The organism is Streptomyces qaidamensis, assembly GCF_001611795.1.
GTDB lineage: Bacteria > Actinomycetota > Actinomycetes > Streptomycetales > Streptomycetaceae > Streptomyces > Streptomyces qaidamensis.
The window spans coordinates 8,800,971-8,819,613 of the sequence record NZ_CP015098.1; the positions used below are offsets into that span (position 1 = coordinate 8,800,971).

Annotated in this window: 18 protein-coding genes; 9 read left to right on the forward strand and 9 right to left on the reverse strand. The window is 71.0% G+C overall.

Features of this window, described 5'->3' with window-relative positions; translation table 11 throughout:
• Positions 1-610 precede the first annotated feature (610 nt).
• The 6 genes from A4E84_RS38590 to A4E84_RS38610 all read left to right on the forward strand — a co-directional run bounded on the left by A4E84_RS38590 (position 611) and on the right by A4E84_RS38610 (position 4,469).
• Complete coding sequence (locus A4E84_RS38590; protein ID WP_062930985.1) at positions 611-1,051, forward strand: hypothetical protein; 441 nt, start codon at positions 611-613, stop codon at positions 1,049-1,051.
• On the forward strand, positions 1,048-1,908 hold the full coding sequence (locus A4E84_RS38595) for a hypothetical protein (RefSeq protein ID WP_062930986.1): 861 nt from the start codon (positions 1,048-1,050) through the stop codon (positions 1,906-1,908). Before A4E84_RS38590 ends, A4E84_RS38595 begins: the two co-directional genes overlap by 4 nt.
• Positions 1,909-1,946: 38 nt before the next feature.
• Positions 1,947-2,468, forward strand: a complete 522-nt coding sequence (locus tag A4E84_RS38600) for a roadblock/LC7 domain-containing protein (protein WP_062930987.1) — start codon at positions 1,947-1,949, stop codon at positions 2,466-2,468.
• A gap of 91 nt (positions 2,469-2,559) precedes the next feature.
• Positions 2,560-2,934, forward strand: a complete 375-nt coding sequence (locus A4E84_RS38605; RefSeq protein WP_030847269.1) for a roadblock/LC7 domain-containing protein — start codon at positions 2,560-2,562, stop codon at positions 2,932-2,934.
• 109 nt (positions 2,935-3,043) lie between these two features.
• Positions 3,044-3,193, forward strand: a complete 150-nt coding sequence (locus tag A4E84_RS42700) for a hypothetical protein (RefSeq protein ID WP_167455396.1) — start codon at positions 3,044-3,046, stop codon at positions 3,191-3,193.
• A 91-nt stretch (positions 3,194-3,284) separates the two neighbouring features.
• On the forward strand, positions 3,285-4,469 hold the full coding sequence (locus A4E84_RS38610; RefSeq protein WP_062931209.1) for an IS701 family transposase: 1,185 nt from the start codon (positions 3,285-3,287) through the stop codon (positions 4,467-4,469).
• A gap of 160 nt (positions 4,470-4,629) precedes the next feature.
• Here A4E84_RS38610 and A4E84_RS38615 read toward each other — a convergent pair whose 3' ends face one another.
• The 6 genes from A4E84_RS38615 to A4E84_RS38640 all read right to left on the reverse strand — a co-directional run bounded on the left by A4E84_RS38615 (position 4,630) and on the right by A4E84_RS38640 (position 11,890).
• Positions 4,630-5,604, reverse strand: a complete 975-nt coding sequence (locus tag A4E84_RS38615; protein WP_062930988.1) for an alpha/beta hydrolase — start codon at positions 5,602-5,604, stop codon at positions 4,630-4,632.
• 95 nt (positions 5,605-5,699) lie between these two features.
• Positions 5,700-6,194, reverse strand: a complete 495-nt coding sequence (locus A4E84_RS38620) for a lamin tail domain-containing protein (RefSeq protein WP_062930989.1) — start codon at positions 6,192-6,194, stop codon at positions 5,700-5,702.
• Positions 6,195-6,350: 156 nt separating this feature from the next.
• Positions 6,351-7,715 carry an FAD-dependent oxidoreductase gene (locus A4E84_RS38625; protein ID WP_062930990.1) on the reverse strand — a complete coding sequence of 455 codons (1,365 nt, stop codon included), beginning with the start codon at positions 7,713-7,715 and terminating at the stop codon, positions 6,351-6,353.
• Between the two features lie 128 nt (positions 7,716-7,843).
• On the reverse strand, positions 7,844-10,579 hold the full coding sequence (locus A4E84_RS38630; protein ID WP_174569495.1) for a SpoIIE family protein phosphatase: 2,736 nt from the start codon (positions 10,577-10,579) through the stop codon (positions 7,844-7,846).
• A gap of 151 nt (positions 10,580-10,730) precedes the next feature.
• Positions 10,731-11,267, reverse strand: coding sequence for a hypothetical protein (locus A4E84_RS38635; RefSeq protein WP_062930992.1), 537 nt, complete (start codon positions 11,265-11,267; stop codon positions 10,731-10,733).
• A 29-nt stretch (positions 11,268-11,296) separates the two neighbouring features.
• A complete protein-coding gene (locus A4E84_RS38640; RefSeq protein WP_062930993.1) occupies positions 11,297-11,890 on the reverse strand; it encodes an ATP-binding protein in 594 nt (197 codons plus the stop codon).
• A 231-nt stretch (positions 11,891-12,121) separates the two neighbouring features.
• Between A4E84_RS38640 and A4E84_RS38645 the strand changes: the two genes are divergently transcribed.
• Positions 12,122-12,352 (forward strand): DUF397 domain-containing protein, encoded by a 231-nt coding sequence (locus A4E84_RS38645; protein WP_062930994.1) that lies wholly within the window; start codon positions 12,122-12,124, stop codon positions 12,350-12,352.
• 153 nt (positions 12,353-12,505) lie between these two features.
• Positions 12,506-13,420, forward strand: coding sequence for a helix-turn-helix domain-containing protein (locus A4E84_RS38650; protein ID WP_062930995.1), 915 nt, complete (start codon positions 12,506-12,508; stop codon positions 13,418-13,420).
• A gap of 66 nt (positions 13,421-13,486) precedes the next feature.
• Here A4E84_RS38650 and A4E84_RS38655 read toward each other — a convergent pair whose 3' ends face one another.
• Both A4E84_RS38655 and A4E84_RS38660 read right to left on the reverse strand, forming a co-directional pair.
• Entirely contained in the window at positions 13,487-14,314 is an 828-nt protein-coding gene (locus A4E84_RS38655) for an SAM-dependent methyltransferase (RefSeq protein WP_062930996.1), read from the reverse strand.
• 410 nt (positions 14,315-14,724) lie between these two features.
• Positions 14,725-16,104, reverse strand: coding sequence for a GH1 family beta-glucosidase (locus A4E84_RS38660; protein ID WP_062930997.1), 1,380 nt, complete (start codon positions 16,102-16,104; stop codon positions 14,725-14,727).
• A gap of 189 nt (positions 16,105-16,293) precedes the next feature.
• Between A4E84_RS38660 and A4E84_RS38665 the strand changes: the two genes are divergently transcribed.
• Positions 16,294-17,967, forward strand: coding sequence for a hypothetical protein (locus A4E84_RS38665; RefSeq protein WP_062930998.1), 1,674 nt, complete (start codon positions 16,294-16,296; stop codon positions 17,965-17,967).
• Between the two features lie 8 nt (positions 17,968-17,975).
• Here the strand turns inward: A4E84_RS38665 and A4E84_RS38670 are convergent, their stop codons facing one another.
• Positions 17,976-18,620 carry a hypothetical protein gene (locus A4E84_RS38670; RefSeq protein WP_062930999.1) on the reverse strand — a complete coding sequence of 215 codons (645 nt, stop codon included), beginning with the start codon at positions 18,618-18,620 and terminating at the stop codon, positions 17,976-17,978.
• Positions 18,621-18,643: the final 23 nt, after the last annotated feature.

Consider the following 18,643-nt stretch of genomic DNA (forward strand, 5'->3'; position numbering starts at 1 on the left):
AGCGACCGACGCCATCACCGGGGCCGGAGGCACCGTCCTGATCTCCGCGGAGGTCGAGAAGGTCATGCTGGACGACAGGGGCTCGGCCGGGAGAGGGGCGACTTCCTGTCACTGGCCCACACCCCGCAACGGTTCGCCCTGCGTGACCTCGGCGCCCACACCCACGTCCCCGGCCTCCTGCTCACCGGCCAGGACGTGGCCTCGGCCGGAGTCAGCGGCGCCGTCATGGGCGGCGCCGTCGCCGCCTCCGTGGCCCTGGAGCGCGACGCCCTGCAAGACCTCGCGACCGCGTGAACGGCGGCGGCGAGACGGCGAATCGGCGTACGCACGTGACCGGACCGGCTCTGGGCCGTCGAGGGCCGGTTCCGTGAGGCGAACGAACACGGGCACCACCGCCTGACTCGTGAAGGTGCAGGTCGGAGTGGACGGCCAACTGCCCTGCCGCGCCCCGCGATGCATCCTGCCCAATTTCCGATCGACCCCGCTCACCCCCGCCCGCTTCCCTGCACATTCCTTTGGAAAATGCCAAAGCGTTCACCTGGGCCAAGCACGGTGCGTAGTGTCGTGCTCACGTTCGCGGGAACGGCCGTGCAGGGGGAGGGGATTCGGCGTGCCCGGAATCGACGAGAGTCTGCTGGACGCCATGCGGCTGCAAGGTGCTCGAGGGGCGTCGGTGGTCGATTGGATCAGTGGTCTTGCGCTCGGCGCGGTGGGTGACGCACCCGGTGGCGACGTGGAGGCGACGGCGGCGGAAACCGCCGAACTCGCCCGTCTCGCCACCGAGAGCGGCGCCCTCGCCCTGACCGGCAAAGGCCCGGGCGGGCCGCCCGACGACGACTCGGGCGGGCCGTCCGGCGGGCCGTCCGGCAAGGAGCCCCCCGTACAGGACCTGATCATCACGAACGCCGACTCGTACCACCTGCTCAGGTTCGTCACCACGACCTTCGACAGCACGGTGTTCGTGCACCTGTGGCTGGACCGTGACGAAGGGAACCTGGCCCTGGCCCGCATCCGCCTGGCCGAGATGGCGGACCGGCTGGTGCTCGGATGACCACGCCGACGGGGACCCTGCGCACCGGCGAACCCGCCTCGGCCCGGCTCGGCACCCTAGCCGAGCAGGGCGCGACCGGCGCCCTGTCCACCGAGACGGGGATCGTCTACCTCGCGGCCGGTCACGTCGTCCACGTCGAATCAGCCGTCACCCCCGATCTCGGCGACCTGCTCACCCACAGCGGCGCGCTCGCCCCGGACGGCTGGTGGGAGGCGATCGACCAGGCCGGCCGCCGCTGCCGTGTCGGACGGCAACTGGTCGACAGCGGCCACCTCGCCGCCGGCGCGCTGGAACTGTGCCATCTGGGCGCCCTCTTCGACGCGGCGTACTTCGTCCTCGCCCACGACGGACCGGCGCTCCGCTTCCGGCCCGGAGCCGCTCACTGGCTCGGCGCGGTCCGGCCCGTACCGGTGGACACCGTCCTGCGCGAGTCCAGACGCCGCCGCGAACTGCTGCACCGCATATGGCCCGAACCCGCCGTCGACCGCGCGCCGCTCGCCCGGGTGCCCGGACCGGACGCCGCCGACCTGCCGGCCCGCCGCGGCCGGACCCTCGCCCAGGTCGACGGCGTCCGCACCGCCGCCCAGATCGCCACCGCCCTCGCCTGCCGCACCTTCCACACCCTCGTCGAACTCCGCCGCCTCGCCGCCGCCGGGCTGGTCACCCCCGTGGCCCCCCCGGCCCCCGTCCCGACCGCCGCTCCAGCCCCCGCCGCCGCCCCCGCCCCAGCCCCAGCCCCAGCGTCCGCCCCCGCCACCGTGTCCGCCGAGCCGGGCCCCTCACCTCGTCCCGCGGCACCGGACGAGCCCGACACCGCACTGCTGCGACGGCTCCTGCACGCCTTGGAGGCACTGTGATCCGCGCGCGAAGACAGCGTGCCGAAAGGAGACTGCTCATGGCCGTCGAGACCGACGTCCTGGACGAACTGCGTCGGCTCCGCACCCGCATACCCCGGCTGACGGGCTCCCTCGCGGCCACCGTCGACGGACTCGTCCTCGCCCACGACGTGCCGGGCACCGAGCCGGAGGGGCTCGCGGCGCTCACCGCCGCCGCCCTCGGCGTCGCCTACCGCATGACCGACGCCGCCGCCCGCGGCGACTTCCGCGAACTGCTGGTGCGTGGCTCCGGAGGCTACATCGCGACCTACGCCGCCGGAACGACCGCCGTGCTCACTCTCCTCGCCGAGGACCGCGTCAACGTCGGCCGCCTGCACCTCGAAGGCCGGCGCAGCGGCGCCCGGATCGCCGACCTGGTGGCCACGGGCGTCGGCCCGGGCACCGGTCGCCACGCCGACCGGCCGGCACCCGAAGAGCACCTCGCCACGGTGCCCCCGGCCGGCGACCGCCCCATCGGCACCCTCCCGGTACGGACCCCGCAGCGGCCCGCACACCAGCCACGCCCGCAGACCGGTATCTGAGCCACCCGAGCCTTCCGACCCACCGACCTTCCGAACCCACCGAACTTTCCGACCCACCTGAGTAGAAGACCGAAGGAAAGGAACCGAGCGCATGGCCAACACGGAGACCGCGCTGAAGGAATGCCTGAGCTCCATCGACGGAGCGACAGCCGTCGCACTCGTCGACTACACCAGCGGCATGGCCCTCGGCACCCTCGGCGGCAGCAAGGACTTCAACCTGGAAGTCGCCGCCGCGGGCAACACCGACGTCGTGCGGTCGAAGCTGCGCACCATGGAGCACCTGGGACTGAAGGAGGAGATCGAGGACATCCTGATCACCCTGAACACCCAGTACCACCTCATCCGCCTCCTGAAGGGCCGCGGAGGCAGCGGACTCTTCCTCTACCTCGTGCTCGACGGGAGCCGGGCCAACCTCGCCATGGCCCGCCACCAGTTGCGCCGCATCGAGGCCGACCTGGAGGTCTGAACCCGGCATCACCCGACGGGAGCCCTCCGCCACGGACACGTCGCGGAGGGCACCGGCACGCCGCACGGCGACGGGCCGCGCACAGCCGGCCGCGTCTACGGTGGGCGCCATGACGGCACCCCTGGACGTGCTCGTGGTGGGCGCGGGCCCCACCGGACTCGCGCCCGCGACCCAACCGCGCGCCTGTGAAACCCCGTTCCGGATCGTCGCCCGGCCGCCCGGCCGCACCTGCACCTGCCCCCACGGGTGCTGCGCGTGACCGGTTTCCTGCGGCCTGATCCAAACGACAGGCCCTAGTACTGCAACGGTGCTTGCCGTGACTGATGGCCAGGTTGGTCGTTGGTGTGTTCATGGGTGGGGACCTTGCTGATGTCAGGTTGTGGGCGGGTGAACTGGACGCTGTGCATGAGCGGTTCGTGCACCGTTTCAGCAGGTCGGAGCCGCGGGAGTCGGCACTGGCTTATATGCGGGGCCTGATCGCTCCGCTGCAGCGGAAGAACGGCTGGACGCTGGCGGAGGAAGCCGGCCACGAAGGCCCGGATCGTATCCACAGGATGCTGAACCGGATCGAGTGGGACGCGGATGAGGTGCTCGACGACGTGCGTCAGTACGTGGTCGACAACCTCGGCGACCAGGACGCCGTCCTGGTCGTGGACGACACGGGCTTCTTGAAGAAGGGGACGCGGTCGGCCGGGGTGCAGCGGCAGTACTCCGGCACCGCCGGGCGGACGGAGAACTGCCAGGTCGGCGTCTTCCTCGCGTATGCCACGAGCCGCGGGCGGACTCTGATCGACCGGCGTCTGTATCTGCCCGCATCCTGGACCGACGACCGTGAAAGGTGCCGCCGGGCCGGCGTCGACGACGAGGTCGCCTTTGAGACCAAGGTGGCCATGGCGAAGGCGATGGTCCGCCGCGCCATGGCGGACAGGGTCCCGTTTCGGTGGGTGACCGCGGATGCCGCCTACGGGTTCAGCAAAGGCTGGCGGTCGGAGCTGGAGCGGGCGGACGTCTTCCACGTCATGGCCACCACCCGCCACGACACCGTGGTCACCCGCTGGGCGATCGACCATCCCGTCCATGACTTGTTCAACGGTCTTGCCCGGCAGAAATGGAAGCGCCGTTCCTGCGGCACCGGGGCTCACGGCCCGCGGATCTACGACTGGGCACGCGTCGAGGTCCGGCCCTGGCACCGACCCGACCGCCGCCACTGGGTCCTCGCCCGCCGCAGCGTGAGCCGACCCGGGGAGATCTCTTACTACATCGCCTACTGCCCGGTTGAGGCAACGCTTGACGACCTGATCCGCATCGCGGGCAGCAGGTGGGCCATCGAGGAGTGCTTTCAGAGCGCGAAACAGGAATGCGGCCTGGACGACTACCAGGTCCGCCGCTATCCCGGCTGGCACCGGCACATGACCCTGGCCATGGCTGCCCACGCCTGCCTGACCGTCCTGCGAGCCCGCGAGCTGGACGCCGGGAAAGCAGAAACGGATCCTCCCAGCTCATCCACCTCAGCCTCGCCGAGATACGACGGCTGATCACCCGCCTCACCGACCGCCGACCCACACCCGTCGAGCACATCCTGCACTGGTCGACCTGGCGCCGACGACGACAGCACCAGGCCCGCACCAGCCACTACAAACGACGCGGACACAGCCCCTGAACTGGCCATCAGTCACGGCAAGCACCGTTGCAGTACTAGCCCGGGAGGCCGGCGAGCCACTCGATCAGGAGCCGGTTGGTGTCGGCGGGACGCTCCTGCTGAACGAAGTGACCGCAGCCGTCCAGAAGGTGCGAGCCCCTCAGCCCGGGCAGCGTGTTCGGGTACGCCTCGATCGCGTCGGCCAGCCAGGTCGTGGACGCGTCCAGGGTGCCTCCGATGAACAGCGACGGCTGGGTGACAGGGGCACCGGCGAAGTCCGCCAGGTCCCGCCAGTCGCGGTCCATGTTCCGGTACCGGTTCAGCGCCCCCGTCAGTCCGGTGCGTTCGAACTCCGCGGCGTAGACGTCGAGATCGGCCTCACTCAGCCACTCCGGCAGGCGGCCGACGGGGAACCGGTCGCGCAACCGGCTGCCACGGGCCACGAAATGGGGGTCGGCCTCGGGCAGCGTGTCCGCCGACAGGGCCGCGTAGAAGCCCGCGAGCCAGCCGCGCACGTCGGGCTCGATCTCCGCCTCGGCCCGGCACGGCTCCTGGAAGTAGGAGACGTAGAACTCCTCGTCACCCCCCATCCGCGCGAAGACCTCACTCGGTCTCGGCCCACCGGGCGGGGTGTAGGGCACGCTCAGCAGCCCCACCGCGCGGAAGATCTCCGGCCGGACCAGCGCGGAGGTCGCCGCGATGGTCGCGCCCCAGTCGTGCCCGACGAGCACGGCGGACGGCTCGCCCAGCGCCTCCACCACGGCGACGTTGTCCTCCACCAGCTCGAGCATCCGGTACGCGTCTGCCTCCGGGGGCCGGGACGAGCGCCCGTAGCCGCGTACGTCCACGGCGACCGCGCGGTAGCCGGCCGCTGCCAGAGCGGGCAACTGATGGCGCCAGGCGTACCAGGACTCGGGGAACCCGTGCAGCAGGAGGACGAGCGGTCCGGCGCCCTGCTCCACGAGGTGGGTCCGGCCGGCCGGTGTGGGCACCAGGCGATGTGTGCGGTCGGCGGCGGACGTCTGCGGCATGGATCCTCCCGCGATCCGGTGGGGTGCTCGGTCCCACCGATCATCCAGCGCCCGCCGCGCCGCACGCCAAGCCGGTTGCCGGATCGGCAAAAGGCTCAGCCGTGGTAGGTGATGTACCCGTTGCCGTCCGCGTCGGAGCCGCGCTTGGTGTACGAGTGGACGTCGGCACGGCTGCCGGACGGCTTGTACACGTAGATCGTGTCCTTGTCGTTGTTCCACATGAAGTTGCAGTTGTCGCGGTAGACGACGTTCTTGGTGTCGGAGTCGGCCCCGTTGCCGCCGCGCAGCTTCACGTAGTCACCCGGCTGAAGGGTGTGGCTCGCGGTGAAGGTGAACTTGTTCCCCGCCGCGTCCTTCACGACGTACCCCTTGAGGTTCACCGTCGTGGAGCGCGAGTAGTTCTTGATGGTCAGGTACTCCTCGGCGGTGTTCCCGCCCGAGCAGCGGTTCGAGTCGCGGCCGGGAGCGTCGTACTGGATGCCCCGGATCTTCAGAGCGGAGTCGTACTCGGCGGCCTGGGCCGGAACCGCCGACAGGGCGGTCAGGGCCCCGGCGGCGAGAGCCGTGGTGGCGACAAGGCGTATGCGCATGGACGTTCGTCCCCCCTGCATGGCCTTCAGGTGAAGGCGATGTGATGGTTCGGTGAAGCATCCGGATCGTACATGCTTCAAGTACGCAGGAGGGCGGGTCCGGTGACATTGCCACCGAACCCGCCCCGCGGGAGGTAAAACGTCAGGTGTGAAGCGTCAGGCGCCGCTGGCCCGCAGCATGTCCTCGCGCTCGACGATCTTCACGCGCTCGCGGCCCTCGGGCTCGCCCAGAGCCTTCTCCGCGGCGTCCAGCTTGTACCAGCCGTCCCAGGTGGTGAAGCGGATGTCGCGCTCGGCGAGGAACGCGTCCACGGCCTCGGGGTCCGGCGCGGCGGGCGTGTGCAGCCTGCCGCCCGCGTAGTCCTCCAGCAGGTTCTTCACCGTCTCGTTGGCGTCGCCCTTGGTGTGCCCGATCAGGCCGATGGGGCCGCGCCGGATCCAGCCGGTGACGTACGTGGACTGCAGGTGCTCGCCCGACTCCTGCACGACCCGGCCGCCCTCGTCCGGAACGGTGCCCGAGTCGATGTCCCAGGGCAGCTTGGGGAGTTTGTCGGACAGGTAGCCCACCGCGCGGTACACCGCGCCGACGTCCCAGGTGTTGAACGTGCCGGTGCCCTTGACGTTGCCGGTGCCGTCGAGTTCCGTGCGCTCGGTGCGCAGGCCCACGACCTTGCCGTCCTCGCCGAGGACCTCGACCGGCGACTCGAAGAAGTGCAGGAAGAGCTTGTGGGGCCGGTCGCCGGCGTCGCGGATCGCCCAGTTCTCCAGGGTCTTGGCGACCATGTCGGCCTGCTTGTTGCCGCGCCGCGTGGTGATCGAGCCCTCGTCGTAGTCGATGTCCTCGGGGTCGACGATGACCTCGATGTTGGGGGAGTGGTCCAGCTCCCGCAGCTCCATCGGGCTGAACTTCGCCTGTGCCGGGCCGCGTCGGCCGAAGACGTGGATCTCCTTGGCCCGGTTCGCCTTCAGGCCCTCGTAGACGTTCGCCGGGATCTCGGTGGGCAGCAGTTCGTCCGCCGTCTTGGCCAGGACGCGCGCGACGTCGAGTGCCACGTTGCCGACGCCGAGCACGGCGACCTTCTCCGCCTCCAGCGGCCAGGTGCGCGGCACGTCCGGGTGGCCGTCGTACCAGGACACGAAGTCCGCGGCGCCGTACGAGCCGTCCAGGTCGATGCCCGGCAGCGAGAGCGCCCGGTCGGCCGTCGCGCCGGTGGCGAAGATCACGCCGTCGTAGAACGCGCGCAGGTCGTCCAGACCGATGTCGGTGCCGTAGTCGACGTTGCCGAAGAGCCGGATCTGCGGTTTGTCGAGCACCTGGTGCAGGGCCGTGATGATGCCCTTGATCCGCGGGTGGTCGGGGGCGACGCCGTAACGGATCAGACCGAACGGCGCCGGCATGCGCTCGAAGATGTCGATGGAAACGCCGGGTTCGGCGGCCACCTCGGACTTGAGCAGGGCGTCGGCGGCGTAGATCCCGGCGGGGCCGGATCCGACGATGGCTACCCGCAGGGGGCGGGGCATGGTCAGGTTCCCTTCGAGCGGCGACAAGCGATCTCGACGGGAAGCCTAAACTAAGGCATGCCTAAGTCGGTACGAGGGTCCGGTCTATGAGCTCATAAGGCTACTTTATGGGCGGTCCACGGTCCCGCTTATGGCAGGGGCTGCTCCGCCCAGATCACCTTCCCGGCGGGCAGGTAGCGCGTCCCCCAGCGTTCCGCGAGCTGCGCGACCAGGAAGAGGCCACGCCCGCCCTCGTCCGTCATGGTCGCGTACCGCAGGTGCGGTGAGGTGCTGCTGCTGTCGAACACCTCGCAGATCAGGTTGCGGTCGCGCAGCATCCTGACGCGTATGGGTCCGCCGCCGTACCGCAGCGCGTTGGTGACCAGCTCGCTCAGGATCAGCTCCGTGCTGAACGTCAGCTCGTCCAGGCCCCACTCGGTCAGCTGCCGGCTCACCGCCGCCCTCACCTCGCCCACGGCCGCCGGATCGGCCGGCACCGGCCACTCGGCGACCTGGCCGGGGGCCACCGCCCGGGTGCGCGCGACGATCAGCGCGATGTCGTCGCTGGAGCGGGCCGTGAGCTGCGAGTCGAGCACCACCCGGCAGGTGTCCTCCGGCGACTGCCCCGCCCGGCCCAGTGCCGCGCGCAGCATCTCCAGACCCACGTCGATGTCCCGCTCCCGGTCCTCGACCAGCCCGTCGGTGTAGAGGACGAGCCGGCTGCCCTCGGCCAGCTCCAGCTCCGCCGTCTCGAACGGCAGGCCGCCGAGTCCCAGCGGGGGACCGGCGGGCACGTCGGGATACTCCACCGTGCCGTCCGGGTGGATCAGCGCCGGCGGGGGATGCCCGGCCCGCGCGACGGTGCAGCGCCGGGACACCGGGTCGTAGACGGCGTACAGACAGGTCGCGCCGGTGACCGGGGCGCTGCCCTCGTCCTCCGTCTCGTCCTGGTCGATGCGGCCGACCAACTCGTCCAGCAGGGCGATCAGTTCCTCGGGCGGCAGATCGAGGGCGGAGAAGTTGTGCACCGCGGTGCGCAGCCGCCCCATCGTGGCCGCGGCGTGCAGACCGTGACCGACGACGTCCCCGACCACGAGCGCCACCCTGGCCCCCGACAGCGGCAGCACGTCGAACCAGTCACCGCCCACCCCGGCCTGAGCCGGCAGATAGCGGTAGGCGATCTCCAGGGCGCCCTGCTCCGGCAGGTTGCGGGGGAGCAGGCTGCGCTGGAGCGTCACCGCCATGCTGTGCTCGCGGGTGTAGCGGCGCGCGTTGTCGATGGAGACGGCGGCCCGTGCGACCAGTTCCTCGGCCAGGGCCAGCTCGTCCGCGTCGAAGGGCTCCGGCTTCTCACAGCGCCAGAAGCTGACCACGCCCAGCACCAGGGTGCCGGCCCGCAGCGGCACCGTGATCAGCGAGTGGATGCCGTACGCGATGATCTGGGCCGAGCGCTCCAGGTCCTGTGCCTGCCAGCCGGAGGCCTCACACAGCCGGGGTTCCAGGACGGGACCGCCGGTGGCGAGACTGCGGCCCTGTGCAGAGGACTCGACGAACCTGATCCGCTCGCCGACCGGGTAGAGCGGCGCGTCCTTGCGGATCCCGCTCACCGCCGTCCGGCTGAGCGAGGCCGCCGCGTTCGGCTGCCCGCCGCCCAGCACCGCGTCGAACAGGTCCACGGTGACGAAGTCGGCGAACCGCGGCACGGCCAGCTCGGTCAGCTCCTCGGCCGTACGGGTCACGTCCAGACTGGTGCCGATGCCCACTCCGGCGTCGTACAGCATGTTGAGCCGTTCCCGCGCGGTCTCGGCCCGCCCGGACAGCGCCCGCAGTTCCGTGGAGTCGCGCAGGGTGGCGACGCTGCCGGGCGGCACCCCCGCACGGTCCGTCGTCCGCTGGTTGACGGCGAGGAGCCGGTCCCCGACGAGGTGCACCTCGTCCGTGGCGACGCGTCCGGAGGCCAGCAGGTCGGCGGTGCCCGGGTCGAGACCGAGACCGAGGACGTGCCGGCCCTCGGCGTCGGCGGGCAGCCCGAGCAGCCGGTGCGCCTCGTCGTTGGCGAGGACCAGGGTGCCCCCGTCGTCGACGATGAGCACCCCCTCCCGGACGGCGTGCAGCACGGCGTCGTGATGTTCGTACATCCGGGTCATCTCGTGCGGACCGAGCCCGTGGGTCTGGCGCAGCAGCCGCCGGCTCACCAGTGCGGCACCCGCTGTCGCCAGGACGAGCGCCACCGCGGCCGCCGTGAGCACGAGCGGCAGCTGGCGGTCGGCGGTGCCGCCGACGTTCTTGGTCGTGATCCCCGCCGAGACCAGGCCCACGACCCGGCCGTCCGGGTCCTTCACCGGCACCACGGCCTGCACGAGCGGGCCGATGGTGCCCTCGATCTCCTCGGTGAACGACTGCCCGGCCAGCGCCGGCGCGAGCGTCCCGACGAACTTCTTCCCGATCCGGTCCGTCCTGGGATGGGTGTAGCGGACCCCCTCGGTGCTCATGACGACGACGAAGTCGACCTTCGACCGCTCCCGGGCGGCCTCGGCCCGGGGCTGGAGCACGGCGGTGGGATCAGGGCCCTGCAGCGCTTCGACGGTGCCCGGCGCGTTGGCGAAGGTCTCCGCGACGGCGAGCGAACGGTTGCGGGCCTCCTGCGTCGTGTCGTGCCGCACCTGCAGCACCAGTGCCACCACGGCCGCCACGACCAGCAGCAGCACGATCACCACGACGAGCAGGAACACCTGTCCGGCGACGCTGCGTCCGCCCAGCACCGACCGCAGCCCCGCCCCCGGTTGCCACCGTGGCGAGCCCGCCTCCCACCGCTGCCGTGCCGACGGCGCAGCGCCGGGCCGCAGGGGCGATCGAGTCCCGGATCGACCCAAGAGTCGGACCATGTGCCATGTCTACACTGCCCGGCCTCGCGAGGCGAGGGGCATCACCCATGGTGACAGGGGGTCCTCACCGTTTCGTCACGTCTGCGGGTCTGACGTGCTCGCCACCCACCCGTGGACGTGCGACCTGCCTACCGGAGAACGTACGGCAGCCTCACGCGCCCAGCGAGCGGGCCAGCTCGGTCGTGGCCCGGGCGATCTCGCCGTCCTCGTCCGCCATCAGCCGGCCCAGCTCACCGCGCCGGGACCGCACCGCCTGGCGCGCCGCACGCTCCCACACCACCGGGTTCTCCCGATGGTTCAGCAGCTTCGGATAGACGGCGGCGGTGCTCTCCCACTGCCGTGCGTCGGCGATGTTCTTGAGGAGCCGGATGATCTGGGCGCGGCAGGTCACCTGCGGCAGCTTCGCCAGCTCCCACAGGAACGGAACCGTGGCCGCGGTCGCCTGCTCCACCACGAAACCGAACTGACAGATCCGTTTCCGCAGGTCGTCGAGGGCGGAACGGGCGGCGTCGGCGTCACCCCCCGCGATGCCGGTGAGCAACTGGGGGATGGCCGCCGCCGAACCGGTGGAGTCCTGGATATCGCCCCACGGCACGCGGTCCAGTGCTGTGAGCGGCGTGTTCCGGGCCGGGGCGTCGGGGCGCTGGGGACGCTCGCCGCTCGGGTGTTCCGTCGAAGCGCTGCGCATGGCGAGAGGCCTTTCCGCGGCAGTCGGTGTCAGATGGGTGGACAGGGGGTGGCCGGCCGGGTCGACATCCTGGCCCAGACCGTCTTGCCCGCCGGGGGGCTGGGGGCCCAGCCCCACTCCTCGGACAGGGCGTCGACGATGCACAGCCCCCGGCCGTGCTCCTCCAGGGCGATGCCCGCCGGCCGGTACACGGGCGGGTGGTCGTCGAGGTCGGAGACGGTAACCAGCAGGTGGCCGGGGTCCAGGAGGAATCCGAGCCGGATCTCCGGCACGCCCGGCGCGTTCGAGGCTCTCGGCGCCGCGTGCGTCGCGGCGTTGGCGGTGAGCTCGGTGATGACGAGGGTCGCATCGTCGCAGCGGTGGCCGAGCGACCAGCCGTGCAGGGTGTCGCGGGTGAAGGAGCGGGCTCGTGCGAACCCCTCCCGGCTGCACTCGACCCGCAGTACGGCCGAGGCGGACAGGACACCCGAGAACTGCGGCAGTGTCTGCGGCACCGAGGGCGGAGCCCCGTACGGCGAGGCCGTGTGCGGGCCGGCCGGGAAGGCGTGGTCCGCCGCGGGTGCGCCTGCGTGCGCCGCAGCCTCACTCGGCGGCCGGAGCACGTGCTGCGCAGGTGATGACACGGCATCTCCCCGATGCGACGTCAGGACGCGGCGCCAGCCCGGGGGTTGACGCCGCAGCTATTATCCACGCTGAAGGCGCTCGCGTGCAATTGCACGAGAAATTGCGTGAGAATCAAGCCGTTGTGGGTACGCAAGCCGGGACGAGTGCGGTCGAAGGGACGTGCCCGCCACTCGTCCGGACGGCCGGGCACACCGTGCGCGGCGGGGAACGAGAACAGCGAGGAGACTGCGGTGCCACCAGTGCAGAACGGAGTGCGGGCAAGCTCGTTGGAAGCCTGCTGGATGAAGAGCCGGCACAGCAACGCCGAGGGCAACTGCGTCGAAGTCGCCCCCCTCGTCGACGGCGGGATCGCCCTGCGCAACTCCCGCGACCCCGACGGGCCCGCCCTCGTCTACACGTCGGCGGAGGTGGCGGCCTTCCTGGCCGGGGCGAAGGACGGCGAGTTCGACCACCTGCTGTGAGGAACGGTCCTGTTCGTGCCCGGCGCGTGATGCCCTCGGGGAGAAGCGGAGTTCAACTCCCCACTTTCGCGGGGGCCTTGCGGGCGGATGCGTGAAGACCCGGTGAAGTGCGATAGTGTAAGTCGCCCTTGTGCCGGTCTGCTGGGAGTCAGGATGTCCGCCGCGTCGCATCGCATCTCCCGTCTGGAACCCTACCTGGACAGGCGCGAGCCGGCGCCGACACTGCTGAAGATGCTGGTCGGTGTGCAGCTCGCCGGCTTCCGCGAGGACGCCGGGCTCGCCCAGGACCAGGCGGCGCGCGCTGTCGGGTTCAGTGCCGCGAAGTTGTCCCGCATCGAGTCGGGCAAGGGCCGCCGCCCGCCGACGGAGAACGACGTCCGTGCCCTGCTGGAGCTGTACGGCACCGACGACTACGAAGTCTCCGTGCTGCTCAAGCTGTTGCAGCGGGCCGGCGAGCCCGGCTGGTGGCAGCGGTACGACAAGCGGCTGATGCCCGAGTGGTTCGACCGGCTGGTCGGGCTGCAGGAGGCCGCCGCCACCATTCGTACCTTCGAGATCCAGTACGTGCCCGGCCTGTTGCAGACACCCGCCTACACCCGGGCCGTGGTGGAGCGGGGCCTGCCGAACGCGCCTGCGAGCGAGGTGGAGCGTCGCGTCGAACTGCGCAGGCACCGGGCCCGGTTGCTGTCGCGGGCCGACGCCCCGCAGCTGTGGGCGATCATCGACGAGTCCGTGCTGCTGCGCGTCCTGGGCAGCACCGATGTGATGCGGGAGCAGCTCACGCACCTCGTGGAGATGGCTGGACGCTCCAATGTGACGTTGCAGATCGTGCCGTTGAGCGTCACCAACGCCTCGGCGCCGGCCATCCCGATCACGTACCTGCGCTTCGGTGGTCTCGATCTGCCCGACGTCGTCTACCTGGAGCACATCAAGAGCGCGAACTTCCTCGAGGACCGCGACGAGACCGAGGAGTACCGGATCGCGCTGGACCGGCTCGCGGACGAGGCGCTCAAGCCCCGCGACTCGATGGAGCTGCTGCGGCAGACGATGGAGCAGCGCTACCCGTGACCCGCGGAACCTCGTGAGGGGCGACGGCCGTCCCGCACGAGGCACCGCTTCCGTCACATCTCCGGGTCACTTCTCCAGGGGGATCCGCCCGACGCCGCCGAACTCGATCCACTCGTGCGTGAGCTGACGGGGTGCCACCTCGGTGTCCGGACGCCAGGTCGACACCTCGACGAGCCCCGGCTCGAGAATCTCCAGGCCCTCGAAGTACGTCTCCACGTCCTTCGGTTCGCGGACGCGGCCCCAATGGCCCTGGGTCGCCTGGTCCATGAAGTTCGTGACGAAGGCACGGACCTCGGGGTCCTCGCTGACCAGCTGGCACATCACCATGAAGCTGCCGGGCGCGAGTCGCTCCCGTACGCGCCGGGCCACCGCGAGCGGCCCGTCGGTGTCGCTGTCCGGGATGCAGTGGAACACCGAGTTGAACAGCACGCACACCGGCTCGTCGAAGTCGATCAGCCGCTTGGTGTCGGCGTGGCCGAAGATCTGGTCGGTCTCGCGCATGTCCGCGTGGATGACGGTCGTCCGCTCGTCCTGCTCCAGCAGCGCGCGGCCGTGCACCAGCACCATCGGGTCGTTGTCGACGTAGACCACGTGGGTCGTGGGGTCGATGCGCTGGGCGACCTGGTGCACGTTGTCCTGCGTCGGCAGGCCGGATCCGTGGTCCAGGTACTGCCGGATGCCGTGCTCCTCGGAGAGGGTCTTCACGACCCGCTGGAGGAAGCGCCGGTTGTTCAGGGCCAGGCGGCGCGTGCTGGGGACGACCTTGTCGAGTGCCTCGCACGCGGCGCGGTCCGCCGCGTAGTTGTCCTTGCCGCCCAGGTAGTGGTCGTACATGCGCGCTGCCGTCGGCACGTTCGCGTCGATCTCGGTGGACAGCTGCTTCTCGGAGTGCATCGTTCCCCCTGCAAGGTGCCGCGCCAACGGACTGGCTGGACAGGAAGTACATCCTACGGAGCGGGAGTTGGGCGGTGCCAGCCCACCGGCGAAGGTGCCCACGATCGAACGACAAGATGATCGCTGCCCACGTCGGCCTATGCGCCTTAAGCGGGCATTCACGTACTTTGTGTCCCCGGCGCCCGGGAGGGTGCGGCCGACGGCAGTGCCGTCCTTCGCGGGAGGTGGACCGTACGACCGGCTGCGCGGCGGCAGCGGCGTCCGGCGGCCGCGCTCCGACGGGGCCCCCGGCGGCAGCGGCGTCCGGCGGCCGCGCTCCGACGGGGCCCCCGGCGGCACCCCGCGCCTCTCCACCGACGGCATCGGCTCGGCCCACCCCGGCACCTGCGTCCGGTGTCCGAGCCGGCGCGTCACCGCTGCTGCGCGGCGATCATGGCCCGGTACCAGTGGTAGCTGTCCTTCGGCGTCCGGCGCTGCGTGGCGTAGTCGACGCGGACGATCCCGAAGCGCTTGCCGTAACCGAAGGCCCATTCGAAATTGTCGAGGAGGGACCACACGTAGTAGCCGCGCACGTCCACGCCCGCATCCATCGCGGCCCGCAGCGCGGTGAGGTGGTCGCGCAGGTAGGCGACCCGGTCATGGTCGTGGACGGCCCCGTCGGGACCCACCTCGTCGTCCTCGGCGGAGCCGTTCTCGGTGATGTGGACGGGCGGCAGGGCGTGGCCGTAGCGCTGCTTGAGCTGCACGAGCAGGTCGGTGAGGGTGTGGGGCGCGACGGCCCAGCCCATGGCCGTGCGGCGTACGCCGGGCATGGGCACCTCCGCGTACCGGTTGTCGGTCGCGACGCGCTGCGCCGGGTCGCTTTCGCGGTACGGGGCGTCGGCGACGACGATCGGCCGGTAGTAGTTGATGCCCAGGAAGTCCAGGGGCTGCGAGATCAGCCGGAGGTCGCCGTCCCGCCGGAAGTCCTGGCCGCTGATCAGCTCGCACCAGGTCTCCTCCTCCGAGACCGGGTAGCGGCCCGCGAGGACCGGCTCGGTCCACACCAGGTTGTGCAGGGTGTCGGCACGGGTGACGGCGGCCCGGTCGGCGGGTGAGGCGGTCGCGGGGAGATGGTGGTCGAGGTTGAGGGTGATGCCCACCTCGCGTACCCCTGCCGCCCGGAGTGCCGCGACCGCCAGGCCGTGCCCGGCCAGCAGGTGGTGGGCGGCGGCCAGCGCGCCGCGGCCCTCGCGGGCGCCCGGGGCGTGCCGGCCGACGGAGTAGCCGAGGAAGGCACTGCACCACGGCTCGTTGAGGGTGATCCAGCGCGGCACCCGGTCACCCAGGTGCTCGGCGACGACGGCCGCGTACGCACCGAACCGCTCGGCGGTCTCCCGCACCCGCCAGCCGCCGCCGTCCTCCAGGGCCTGTGGAAGATCCCAGTGGTAGAGCGTGGCAGCGGGCTCGATCCCGGCCGAGAGGAGCTCGTCGACCAGGCGCGAGTAGAAGTCGAGCCCTTTGGTGTTCACCGGGCCGGACCCGTCCGGCACGATCCGCGGCCAGGCGATCGAGAACCGGTAGGAGCCCACGCCCAGCTCGCGCAGCAGCGTCACGTCCTCCGGATACCGATGGTAGTGATCGCAGGCGACATCACCTGTGTCACCGTTCGCCACCAGGCCGGGGGTATGGCTGTAGGTGTCCCAGATGGACGGTCCACGCCCGTCCTCCTGCGCAGCCCCCTCGATCTGGTATGCGGCGGTGGCGGCCCCGAACACGAAGCCGGACGGAAAACTCGGGAAGTCGGTCATGCCTCAACGATGCCCTGTCCCAGCGGGCTGCCTCTCGGAATCGGCCGCGGGCAGGAGATGCACCGAGGCAGTGCGCCGCCTCACCGCCATCCGAACCGCTAATCTGGAAATGCGAGAATTGATCGGAAGTCGAGGGCGTGTCCGCAACCGCTATTCTCACGGACCCGGCCGCTTTTCCAGGAGAAACTCATGGGCGACTATTACGACCTCGGCACGCACAGCCGTCCCGTCACCACGTCCTCCGCCGACGCCCAACTCTGGTTCGACCGCGGCCTGGTGTGGACGTACGCCTTTCATCACGAGGAAGCCGTCGTCTGCTTCGAAAAGGCTGCCGAGGCCGATCCGGAGTGCGCGATGGCGTATTGGGGCATCGCCTACGCGCTCGGCCCGAACTACAACAAGCCCTGGGAATTCTTCGACGGCGAGGAACTGGCACGGACCGTCGAACGCACGCACGCCGCCGTGGAGCGCGCTCACGAGAAGGCCGCCCGCGCCACTCCGGTCGAGCGGGCCCTCATCGGCGCACTGCGGGCCCGCTATCCGCAGCCGGAGGCCGTCGAGGACTGTTCGGTGTGGAACGAGCCCTACGCGGACGCGATGCGCGTCGTGTACGAACTGGCGCCCGACGACTTGGACATCGCCACCCTGCACGCCGACGCCGCGATGAACCTCACCCCGTGGCAGCTGTGGGACCTCAGGACCGGTCAGCCGGCCGAAGGCGCCCGGACCACGGAGGCCAGGGCCGTACTGGAAGGCGCCCTCGCCACCGAGGCCGGCGTACGTCACCCCGGGGTCCTGCACCTCTACATCCACCTGATGGAGATGTCCCCGACCCCGGAGCAGGCCCTCACCGTCGCCGACCGGCTGCGCGGCATCGTGCCCGACGCCGGGCACCTGCTCCACATGCCCTCACACCTGGACGTCCTGTGCGGCGACTACCGCCAGGTCGTCGCGGCCAACAGCGACGCGATCGCCGCCGACGAGAAGTACCACCGGCAGGCCGGGGCGATGAACTTCTACACCCTCTACCGGGCGCACAACTACCATTTCAAGATCTACGGTGCCCTGTTCCTCGGCCAGGCGCAGGTCGCCCTCGACACCGCCGCCCAGCTGGAGGCGGCCATCCCCGAAGACCTGCTCCGCGTGCCGAGCCCCCCGATGGCCGACTGGCTGGAAGCGTTCCTGGCCATGCGCGTTCACGTCCTGATCCGCTTCGGCCGCTGGACCGAGATCCTCGAACTGCCCGCCCCCGCCGACCCGGAGCTCTACGCGATGACCGTGGCCATGCGGCACTACGCCCGGGGCGTCGCGCTCTCCGCCACCGGCGAGGTCGACCGCGCGGAGGCCGAACGCGAGCTCTTCCGGGCGGCGGTGAGCCGGGTGCCCGGGACGCGCATGCTGTTCAACAACACCTGCCACGACATCCTCGCGATCGCCGCGGCCATGCTGGACGGCGAACTCGAATACCGCAGGGGCAACCACGACCTCGCCTTCGCCGCCCTGGAACGCTCCATCGAGCTGGACGACAACCTCCCCTACGACGAGCCCTGGGGCTGGATGCAGCCCACCCGCCACGCCTACGGCGCACTGCTGCTGGAGCAGGGCCGCGTGGCGGAGGCCGAGGCCGTCTACCGTGCCGACCTCGGCCTCGACGACACCCTGCCCCGGCCCCTCCAGCACCCGGGCAACGTCTGGGCGCTGCACGGCTTTCACGAGTGCCTGCTCCGCTCCGGCAAGACCGGCGAGGCGGCCCTCGTGGCCCACCAGCTCAAGATGGCGAGCGCACTGGCCGACGTAGCGGTGCAGTCGTCCTGCTTCTGCCGTCTGGATGTCGCGGAGCCCGCCGGCGGGTGCTGTCACTGACCCCGCGGTCAGAACCGGTTCAGGCGCGCGAGCTCCAGCGCCCGGGTCATGGCAGGCCGGTCCCGCTGCCGCCGGTCCGGGTCGCTGGTGAGGGACATCAGGAGCTCCGGGGTCAGCCGGTAGCCCTCGGCGTGCGCCAGCAGAGCCTCCGCGTCGCGGGCCGACGTGGCGCCGTGGTCCTCGTCGGCGATCGTGCGCAGTACGTCGTCGCGGTCGGTGAAGCGGCTCATACCGCAGTCGAGGCCGTCGTCGTTCAGGGTGCCGGGGTACGGGGCGCGGGCCCAGGCCCCGTTCTCGTACCAGTAGACACAGCCCAGTTCATTGCCGCTCAGGTAGTCCCCCAGCTCATCGTGGGGGAGCCAGGCGGGGGCGCCGGCGAGCATGTCGACCGGCGGCTCGTGCCACTTGCATCCGCTCGACTCGTCCTCGCCGAAGAGCACATACCGCCCCGCGCCCCGCGGTGCGAACCCCCACCACGTGCAACCGGCGTCGTCCAGACGGAGACCCGTGTCGTCCACCCAGGTCCCCGTACGGTGATGAGCCTCCCGCTCGTCCGCCGCGGTGGCTTCCAGCACGGCGATGAGCGCCCAGCGAGCCCACAGCACGTCCGGCGACGGCAGATCCCCGGGCAGCCCCGGCCGGTTGATGGTCATGCACTGTCCCCGCTCGTCACACC